Genomic DNA, 10,522 nt, shown 5'->3' on the forward strand with positions numbered 1-10,522 from the left:
CATCGGGCGGCCCCTTTCCGCGAGTTCGACAGCGCATGCTCAGCCCTCCGGGAGGCGCCGAGTCCGGGCTGTGTTCGACCGCTGTCGGTCCGTGGCCGACCCGCCGGCCGGTGCGGACGGTCAGACTTCCGTGACGGCCCGCCCGTACGGGACGAGTCGTACCGGCCCCACCAGTCCGTAGTTCTGCCGCTTGGCGACCCCGAACACCGGTGCGTTGGAGACCCGCAGCCGGTTGAGCAGCGACGTGGCCACTTCCACCTCGATGGTGTTGGTGCCGCGGCGCAGCCACGGGCCGACGTCGACGACGGCCGTCAGCTGGTCCGCGGGCGGCAGTGCGCGTCCGTTGACCGTGACCCGGTAGGTGTCGAAGACCTCGCCCAGTTCCAGCAGGGCTCCGTGGCCGCCGGTCCAGGCCGGTCCCAGCGTCACAGTGGTGCGGTACCTGCCCACGCCCGACGAATCGGCCAGCTCGGGGATCTCGGGCCAGGGCCTGAGCCCGTCGAGCTCGATCGTGCGCAGGTGCTTGGTGGTGCTCGACGCGGTGGCCCCGGGAGTCCAGTCCTCGGCCGTCAGCGTCCAGCGCGTGAGCGCCATCGGCTCGGCGACGTCCTCGATGGTGGCGCTGACGGTGGCGCCGTTATGGAGCGTGGTGGCGTAGGTGCCCGGCCGGCCGTCTCGGATCTCCAGCCGGCCGTCCTTCGCGCGGCGGACCTCGGACGCCTGGCTGGATGTCGCGTTCCAGCGGGGTGCGGGGCCGGGAGCCCACTTTCCGGCCCGGGCCGTCGCGATGATCGTCGTGGCTCCCGGCGCCAGAGATATGCGGAGCCGGATGCGTCCGTCGTCGAGACGGGTGTAGGACGTGAGCGGTTCGATGGTGCCGGTCCAGGCGTCCAGCCGGTACGGGACGACGTCCGGCCTGCGGGTGGTGAGCGTGACGTCGTGGCTGATGGGCGTGCCGGTCGAACCCTTCTTGCTGACGGCGTCGTTGGCGAAGAAGTAGTAGTCCGCCTCCGTGTCGGCCCGGTGCGTGTGCAGGAGCATCGACGACTGCGCGTACTCGACGTCGCGCTTCAGGCCCAGCGCGGCGATGGCCTGGGGGACGTCGGGGCGATCGGCGACGTTGAACACGCTGGGCTGCGCCAGCAGTTCGGCGATCAGCCGCAGCAGACGCTCGTTGTCACCGGATCTCGGCAGGCCGGGCACGTGTCCGTCCTTCCAGTCGCCGATGACGATGATCGGAAGGCCCTGCTTCGCGTAGCCGACGAGCTTCTCCGCGACATCCAGCTGGAGTGTGTGCTCACGGCCGATCATGACGTCACCGTCGACGAGGAGCGCCTTGTACGCCGGGCCGTCCGGGGCGAACCGGCGCTCGCGCACGACAGCGCCGGGAAGGGAGAGCAGACGCGGGCTGAGGAAGAGATGCGTCCAGCCGACCGGTACGCCGTCGGCGGAGAACCAGGAGGCGCCGAGGCCGGATCCGGCGTAGCCCTTCTGCCACAGCACGCCGATGTCCACCTTGTTGACGCCGGTCTGGAGGACCTGCTGCGTACGGCTCAGATATCCGGCGATGTCCGCCGCATGACCCCAGGTGGGCTGGCGGGGACCCCACGCCTCGCCGTAGCCGGTGCCGCCGTTGTACGGCGAGAACGCGGCGAATCCCGGCCAGGCGGCGCCGGGGGCGTCGGCGTACGCGAAGCCGTGGAACACGGCCTGGTTGACGCCGGCCGCGTACTGGGTGACGAGCTTCTTGAGCGTGGCGTCCCAGGTGGTCGCGTAGGCGCCGCCCGCGGTGCCGCCCGCCTCGTTGGAGAGCACCAGCTTGCCGCCCATGTCCCGGCCGCCGGCCAGACAGCGGAAGTCGTCGAGGTTCTTGAACCCGAGGGACTCACCCTCGGTCACGTCCAGCAGCGCCGACTTGTACATCGCGTCGGTCTGCAGGCCGTACGGCTGGATGCGCAGTTCGAGGCCGAGGCCGTTGGCCCATTTCTGTACCGGCAGCAGGTGGTTCTCGACGTACAGCTCGGTTACCACCTCCATGTAGTCGCGGCGGACCGCCTTGTTGGTGGCGGCGTCGAAGGAGAAGGCGTACTTCTCCTTCGTCTGGAGCAGCGCGGGCAGGTAGGGGAGAAGCGAGTAGCCCATGCGGCGCTCGAACTCGGCCACGATGCCCGGCGTCCACAGCGTCGCGTGCGTCTCCATCTCGATCGAGTCCTCGAAGAGGGCGCCTCCGGTCTCGCGCAGCAGCTTGCGCATGCGCGGGGTGAGGATGCGGCTCTCCCAGAAGTCGATCACTGCTCGGGTGCCGGCTTCGCTGAAGTGGTCGACGACGTAGCTGAGCGGGCTGGTGTGCGCGGGGCCCTCGGGGCGCTGGCCCGAGCCGCGTTCGTAGCAGGCGATGACGAGCCAGGTCCCGTCGTCCGGTGCGGTCCAGTGAAGCCGGTCCGCCGAGACATGCGGGGTGAGGTCGGTGACCGAGGCCTTCTCGAGCTGGGCGGGGAAGGCGGCGGGCGAGGTGCCGGCGACGATGCGGGCGGCCTGCACGGACCGCAGCTTCCGGGCGGTGACGCCGGTGGCCGCGGCGGTCACCGGTTCGGGGAGGGATCCCGTGAACGCCGTCCCGCCGGTGACGACGGCGACGCCGTGCGCCAACTCCTTGGTCGCGGCGGTGCTGTCGGGCGTGATGCCCGGTACGGCGGCGGGCCACGCCGGACCGATGGTGAGGTCCACGACGACATCGCGCTTGGCGGCCTGGTGAAGGGCCGTCTCGACGGCGGCGACCCAGGCCGGTGTGCCCCATCCGTGCCGGGAAGGGTTGATCGGCTCGGAGACGCTGTGGGTGACCGCTGCGATCTCCACGCCACCGAAGCCGGCGGCGGCTATCTGGTCGATCTCGCGCTCGATCTCGTCCGCGTCGACCAGCGCGTCCGGCCACCACCAGCGGAACTTGGGGCGCACCCGTGCCCCGGGGGCGGCGAACGAGCGGGCGAAGGCACCGCCGGAGTGAGGCGCCGTCGTGGGCGCAGCAGGCGCTCCGGCGGCTGCGGCGACTCCGGCCGTGGCTGCTGGTAGCGCCGCCACGACACCGGCCGCTGCCGCCATCTTGAGCAGGGCCCGCCGCCGAAGACTGCTGTCCGCCGATGTGTCTTCCGGTCCAGGGATGTGTCTCATCGCGCACCTACTTTTTAACGTTTTAATTGCCGGGTTGGAACATACGCAGGCCGCGGCGTGGCCCGCAAGGCCTTGGCCGAGGCGGATCAGTCCTGCGTACTGTCGTGTCATATAGCGCTACCAGCAGGTATTTTGTCGGGCTCGCAACGTCGCGCGAGGTCCTCGGTCCCGGGAGTGTTTGCCGGAACTCTTGACGCGCATGAAGCCTCCGCCTACCTTGCCGTTCGGCGTGACAAAAACGTTTCAACTCGCTGCAGGGCAGGCTGTACCGGAGCGCGTCGCGTCCCGCCGCCCCTGCGCGCAACGGCCCGTCACCGAGTGGTTCTTCCCTTCCCCGAAGGAGCCGGCTCTTGTCCGCGCGACCCCATGCGCCCAGCCCCACCCGCCGCCACGTCCTCGCCGTCACCGCCGCCGCGGCCGCCTCCACCGTGGCGGCCGCCGTACCGGCGGTGGCCGCCGAGGCCCCGGCCGCCGTCCCGAACGCCGGACCGTCGACCGACCTGCACGGCGCGATCGCCGACTTCCGGCTGCACAACCGTGCCCTGTCGGCCGCCGAAGTGGCTGCCCTCGCCGCCCACTGACGGCGCCCCGTCGGCGCCGCCCGGACGCGCCCGCCGGCAATCCACCCCGAACGATGGAGTTTCCGTTGTACGAATCCGACCTGTCCAGACGCCGCTTCGTCGTCGCCGCGGGCGCGGCCGGAGCCGCCTTCGCCGTCGGCCTGCCCGGTACCGCCCACGCCGCGCGGCCCGAGGACGCGGCGGCCGCCAGGGAGAGCGGCTATGCCCCCGAGCACTTCGCCGACCCCCGCCGGGACAGCCGGCCGACGGTCTACTGGTACTGGAACGGCACCGTCACCCCCGAACTCGTCGACGCCCAGATGGCCGACCTGCGCTCCAAGGGCATGTACGAGGTCATCGTCTTCCCCTTCGACAACGCCGAGATGCGGCCGGTGTTCTTCACCGAGGAATGGTTCGCCGTCGTCGGCCACGTCCTGCGCGTCGCCGAGCGCACCGGCATGCGTGTGTGGCTGTTCAACGACGACCACTTCCCCAGCGGGCGCGCCGGTGAGTACATCGTCAAGGGCGGCACCGTCGGCTCCCGCACCTATGCCCCCCGGCCCGACCTGCGGCTCAAGGCACTGTGGCGGTCCACCACCGTCGTCGAGGGGCCCGCGACCGCCGATCTCACCGCCACCACCGGCGTCGGCACCGACGCCGGCCGGCTGGTGGCCGACGCCGATGTCCTCGGCGGAGCCGCCGTGATCGCCCAGGGGACGCAGTGGGCCGACCTCACCGTCACCGGCAGCGCCAAGGCCGAGCACGGCGCGGCCGGGCTCGTCGTCCGGGCCTCGGCGACCGGAACCGACGGCTACGCCGTGGAGTTCGACCAGACCGGCGTCGTCACGGTCCTGCGACTCGCCGCCGGCGCGGCGCCGGTCGAACTGGCCCGCAGCAGCCGCACCGACGGATTCAACAGGACCAAGTTCCACACGCTCGCCGTCACCGTCGAGGGTGACACCCTCGGCGTCACCCTCGACGGCAAGGACAAGGTCACCGTCACCGACGGACACCGCACCACCGGCAGCGTCGGCGTCCGTGCCGTCGACGCGCAGCGCGCCCTGTGGGAGAGCCTGACCGTCACCGCCGCCGACGGCACCACGCTGTACGCCCAGACCTTCGACGATCCCGCCTGCGCAGGCGACTTCCCGGCCCGCCCGCACACAGCGCACACCGCCGTGCCCGTCGCCGCGGTCGCCCGTCCCGTCGGCGCCACCGGAACGGACCGGATCGTGGAGCTCACCGCGGACCTCCAGGCCGGGGAGGCCTGGCAGGTCCCCGAAGGCCGCTGGCAGATCGACGTCTTCGGCGGCAGCCCGCTGATCGACGACAGCCAGGGCTACAGCCGCAGCTACGTCGACCTGCTGGACGACGAGCCCGTCGACCTCTTCCTCGACATGGTGCCGGGGGAGTACCACCGCCGCTTCGGCCGCTACTTCGGCAACGTCGTACCGGGATTCTGGGACGACGAGCCGTACTTCGCCTCCGCAGAGGCCCACTTCAAGCGTTTCCCCTGGTCACCGGCGCTGGAGGACGCGCTGCGCGCCGTCGGCGTCGAACCCGGCACCGCGTACGCCTCGGCCTTCGACGACCTCGGACGCGACGGCCGCATCGCCCGCGGCCGGTACTGGCAGGCCGTCTCCGACCGTTTCGCCGTCTACTTCGAGAAGCAGTCCCGCTGGTACGAGAAGCGGGACGTCGCCCTCGTCACCAACCCCTTGTACGACGAGACGTCACCCTCCAAGCGCATCGCCTCCACGGGCGACCTCCACAAGGTCCACCAGTGGGCGCAGGTCCCCGGCGGCGACATCATCACCGCCGAGTACGTGGCCGGCGAGCCGACGATGATTCCGCGCAACCCGGTCAGCGTCGCGCACCAGATGGGCCGCGAACGCGCCCTGCTCGAGGCCTTCGGCAACATGGGCTGGCAGGTCGCACCCGACTTCGCCCGCGCACTTGTGGGCGCCAACGCGGCCCGCGGCATCAACCTCACCGTGCTGCACGCCCTGTGGACCGACGAGACCCGGGTGTTCTTCCCGCCGCCGTTCGGCCCCCGCGCCCCCTGGTGGTGGGCCATGGAACCGCTCGCCGACTGGATCGGCCGGGTCATGGAGGTCGCGCGCGGCACGTCCGCCGCGCGGACGGCGATCGTCCAGCCGCAGCGGGCGGCCGAGCAGTGGCGCGGCACCGAGAAGCAGGGCGCCGTCGACAGCGCGCTGAGCGACGCCGCGTACGCGCTGGAGAGCGCTCAGGTCGACTTCGACCTCGTCCACGAGGGAGCGCTCAGCGGCGATCGCGGACTGCTGGCCCACGCCGTCACCCGCGGCGGCCGGCTCACCGTCGGCGAGGCCCACTACGACCTGGTCGTCCTGCCGCACACCCCGACGCTCGACGCCGCCGCCGTGAAGACACTCACGGCGTTCGTACGCGGCGGCGGCACGGTCGTCGCCGTGGGGGAACTGCCCCGGGACGAAGCAGGCGGCAGCGATCGCGGCCTGGAACGGGCGCTGTCCGCGCTCTTCGGCGACACCGCGCCCGGCAGCCGCCGAACCGGCGCCGGCACGGCCGTACGCGTCACCGACGCCGACGGCCTGCGGGAGGCCGCACATGCTGCCGGAGTCGCCGCCGCCGTGCTCGAACCGCCCGTGGACGCGGTCAGGATCCTGCGCACCGCCCGCGGCAAGGACATGGCGTTCCTCGTCAACAACGAGAGCGGACAGGCCGTCGAGACGGTCGCCGCACTGCCGGCCGACGGCGTCCCGGAACTCTGGGACCCCGCCACGGGCATCGCCCGGCCCGCGCCCGTGTACCGCCGCGACCGGGGAGGAAAGGGCGTCCGACTGCCGTTGCGTCTGCGTCCCTACGAGACCCTCGCGATCGTCGTCCGCCCCTCCACCAGGCCCGGCGTCCACCTCACCGACGCGGCCCTGCCCGTGGAGGTCGTCACCGCGGGGAAGAACACGTTGCACGTCACCGCCGTCGCCGACGCGCCCGGCAGCTACCCGCTGGCCGGCACCGACGACCGGCACACCTACCGCGGCACCGCCGAGGTCACCGGCCCGCTGCACGCCGTGGAGCTGGGCGGTGACTGGACGCTGACGCTCGAGAAGGGCGGCGCGTCGCCCGTCACCCGTCCCCTCGGCAGCTGGACCGACCTCGACCCGCTGTTCTCCGGCAGCGGTACGTATACGACGACCGTCGACCTCGACGCGGCGACGCTCGACGGGCGCGGCTTCCGTCTCGACCTCGGCCAGGTGCGCGAGGTCGCGGCCGTCACCGTCAACGGCACCGAACTGCCGCCGCTGCTGTGGAGTCCGTACATCACCGACGTGACCGACGTCCTGCGCCCCGGACGGAACACCGTCAGCGTCCGCGTCTCCAACACCCTGTCCAACGAACGCAGGAAGCCGCTTCCGTCGGGCCTGCTCGGCCCCGTGACACTGCGGCCCTACCGCCGCGTCACGGCCGTCCTGAACCGTGTCTGACCCGGCCGTGTCCCCACCCCGCACCCGCAAGGAGCACCACCATGAGCAGAGCTCTCACCCGGCGCGCCCGCCGTCGCCCCGCACTCCTCGTCGCCTCCGGCCTCACCGCGCTGGTCACCGTACTGCCCTCGGCCGTCACCGCCGACGCGAAGGCACCCGCCCGCATCGCCCCCGCCGAGCTGCGTACCCAGCACCTCACGCAGGCCCTCGGCATCGACGACACCACGCCGTATCTGAGCTGGAGCACCACCAGCCGGGCCAGAGGCGTCGTCCAGTCCGCCTACCGGGTCCAGGCGGCCACCTCCCTGAGCCGGCTCAGGCAGGGCAGACCCGACCTGTGGGACTCCGGCAAGGTCCCCTCCGGCGTTCCCCGAGCCACCTACGCCGGCAAGGAACTCGGCTCCCGCAGCCGCGTGTACTGGCGCGTCATGCTCTGGTCCGGCGACAACGGCAGGGACTCGGGCTGGAGCGACGCCGCCGTCTTCGAGACCGGCCTGACGAAGCAGCAGGACTGGGACGCCGACTGGATCACCCACCCCGACTGGCAGCTGAGCAAGCGCACCGTCGAGCCCGTGATCGTCGAACTGCCGCGCACCACCGCCCGTTACGTCCGCCTCGACGTCACAAGGCTCGGGCTGCCGCTCGCCGACGACTTCCCCGCGCGGTCCTGGCGCCTCCAGCTCGGCGAGATCGACGTACGCGACTCCGGGACCGGCACCGCCGGTCTCGCGAAGGGCGCCGTCGTGACCGCCTCGGAGACCGGCACGGTCCGCAAGACGTGGGAGCCGGCCCTCGCCGTCGACGGTCTGCCCAACAGCGCCCTGCAGACGGCCGCCGGATACTCGAGCGCCCCGCACACCGGACCCGACGTGTCCGACGCGCCCGTCGTGCTCACCCTCGATCTCAAGTCCGCCAAGACCTTCGACCAGGTCGCGCTCTATCCGCGGGCCGACGTCCTCACCGACGACGGCCGCGTCCCGCACTTCCCCGTCGACTACACCCTTTCCACCGGCGACTCGCCCACCGGCCCGTTCGCCGACGTGGCCCGGGTCACCGGACAGCAGCCGCCGAAGCCGTACCTCCCGGCCGGACTGCCGCTGATCGCCAAGGACTTCACGCTGCCGAAGGACGTGCGCAAGGCGCGACTGTACGTGTCCGGCCTCGGCATCTACGACGCGAGCATCAATGGCGAGCCGGTCGGCGACGCCGTCCTCGAGCCGGCCAACACGGACTTCGCGGAACGCGTCCAGTACGCCACCTACGACGTGACCGAGCGGCTGCGCCCAGGACACAACACCATCGGTGTCGAACTGGGCAACGGGATGTCGAACGTGGTGAGCACCGCAGACCGCTACCGCAAGCTGTACGGGAACCTCAGCGACCCCAAGCTCGTCGCCCAGCTGGAGATCACGCTCGCCGACGGCACGGTACGCCGTGTGAGCAGCGGCAGCGACTGGCGCACCACTCTCGGCCCGACCACCTCCTCCAACTGGTACGGCGGCGAGGACTACGACGCCCGCCGCGAGATCCCGGACTGGAACAAGCCGCACCGCGGCCGCAGTTCATGGAAGGAGGCCGCCACCGTGTCCGGCCCGGGCACGGCGGAGAAGCCCGCCCTCCTCAGCGCCCGCGAGACGGAACCGATCCGCGTCATCGAGACCCTCACGGGCAAGGAGGTCGAGGAGGCGGCCGAAGGCAGCCGGATCTTCGACATCGGCCGGAACATCGCCGGCTGGCCCGAGATCACCGTCTCGGCACCCGCCGGCACCGACATCCGCATCCTGCCCGCGGAAAGCCTCAAGGACGGCCACGCCTTCCAGTCCATCAGCAACGTCGGCGGACCTCTGTGGGACACCTACACCACCCGCGGCGACGGCACCGAGACCTGGCACCCGAAGTTCGGCTACCACGGCTTCCGTTACCTCGAACTCAAGGGACTGCCCGAAGGCGCGACCGTCACCGTACGCGGCAAGGTCCTGCACACCGACAACGTCTCCGCAGGTGACTTCACCAGCTCGAACCAGCTCATCAACGGCATCCACTCGATCATCCGCCGCGCCGTCGAGGGCAACATGATGAGCGTCCTCACCGACTGCCCGAGCCGCGAGAAGCTCGGCTGGCTCGAGCAGAACCAGCTGCTCTTCCCCGCACTCACCGGCAACTACGACATGGAGGCCTACTTCCGCAAGCTCGTGCGCGACATGTCCGACGCACAGACCGAGGAGGGGCTGATCCCGAGCACCGTCCCCGAGTACACGAATCTGCCGGGTGGTTACCGCAACGACGCCAACTGGGGCGGCGCCTTCGTCCTCGTGCCATGGCAGCTCTACACCACCTACGGCGACCGGGACACGCTCACCACGTACTACCCGCAGATGAAGGAGTACGTGGCCTTCCTGGAACAGAAGGTCCAGGGCGGCATTCTCGACTACGGCCTCGGCGACTGGTTCACTCCCGACAGGACCTTCCCTCGGGCGGTGGCCGGCACCTACGGGTACTGGCGGGTCGTCGACGGGCTCAGCCGCATCGCCGAGGTCCTGGGCGACCAGGAGGGCGCGGCGGCCTACCGCGCCAAGGCCGACGCCAGTGCCGCGGCACTGACCGCCAAGTTCTACGACCAGGAGTCCGGGACCTTCGGAGGCGGCGGGCACGGAGCAGAGGCCCTCGCCCTCGACATGGGAGCCGTCCCGGACGGTGAACGCGCCCGCCTTCTCGACCACTTCGTCGAGAGCGTCGAGGAGGCCGACCACCACCTGGTCCTCGGCGAGATCTCGCTCCCAGCGGCCTTCCGCGTGCTCACAGAGGCCGGCCGCGACGACATCATCCACAAGATCGCCACGCAGACCACCAGCCCGAGCTACGGCTACCAGGTCCTGAACGGCAACACCACGCTCGGCGAGTCCTGGGACGGCGGCCCCGGCCAGTCCCAGAACCACTTCATGCTCGGCGCCATCGACTCCTGGTTCACCGACCGGGTCGCCGGAATCGAGCAGGCCCCCGGCTCCGTCGGCTACCGCAGGCTGCTCATCGACCCGGCCGTCGTCGGTGACCTCACCTCCGCCTCGGGTTCCTACCGCACCCCGTACGGCACCGCGAGCACCGACTGGCAGCGCGACGGCGACCGCTACCGGCTGCGGCTGACGGTGCCCGCCGGCAGCACGGCAGAGGTACGCGTGCCGTTCACCTCGGGCGGCGTCACCGCCCCGGACGGGGCGGAGCTGCTGCGGACCGAGCAGGGCGAGGCGGTCTACGAGGTCGGCTCCGGTGACTGGACCTTCACCTCGGTGTACGCCGCCGGCAGCGACCTGC

At 71.3% G+C, this 10,522-nt stretch carries 4 protein-coding genes; 3 read left to right on the plus strand and 1 reads right to left on the minus strand.

Features of this window, described 5'->3' with window-relative positions; translation table 11 throughout:
• Positions 1 to 120 precede the first annotated feature (120 nt).
• Positions 121 to 3,168, minus strand: a complete 3,048-nt coding sequence (locus tag ACWGH4_RS22425; RefSeq protein WP_453463625.1) for a glycosyl hydrolase — start codon at positions 3,166 to 3,168, stop codon at positions 121 to 123.
• Positions 3,169 to 3,518: 350 nt separating this feature from the next.
• On the opposite strand from ACWGH4_RS22425, the gene ACWGH4_RS22430 reads away from it, so the two are divergent.
• From ACWGH4_RS22430 to ACWGH4_RS22440, 3 genes are all read left to right on the plus strand, one after another.
• Positions 3,519 to 3,749: a hypothetical protein gene (locus ACWGH4_RS22430; protein ID WP_453463628.1), complete on the plus strand. Its 231-nt coding sequence runs from the start codon at positions 3,519 to 3,521 to the stop codon at positions 3,747 to 3,749.
• Between the two features lie 65 nt (positions 3,750 to 3,814).
• Positions 3,815 to 7,213, plus strand: a complete 3,399-nt coding sequence (locus ACWGH4_RS22435; protein ID WP_453463631.1) for a glycosylhydrolase-like jelly roll fold domain-containing protein — start codon at positions 3,815 to 3,817, stop codon at positions 7,211 to 7,213.
• Positions 7,214 to 7,254: 41 nt separating this feature from the next.
• Positions 7,255 to 10,522: family 78 glycoside hydrolase catalytic domain (locus ACWGH4_RS22440; RefSeq protein WP_453463633.1), on the plus strand; the 3,268-nt coding region annotated here is incomplete at its 3' end.

The sequence above is a fragment of the Streptomyces sp. NPDC054847 genome (genome assembly GCF_053610925.1).

Bases quoted from the DNA above. Each gene is read 5' to 3' on its own strand.
- ACWGH4_RS22425 (WP_453463625.1), bottom strand. From the start codon at position 3,168: ATGAGACACATCCCTGGACCGGAAGACACATCGGCGGACAGCAGTCTT.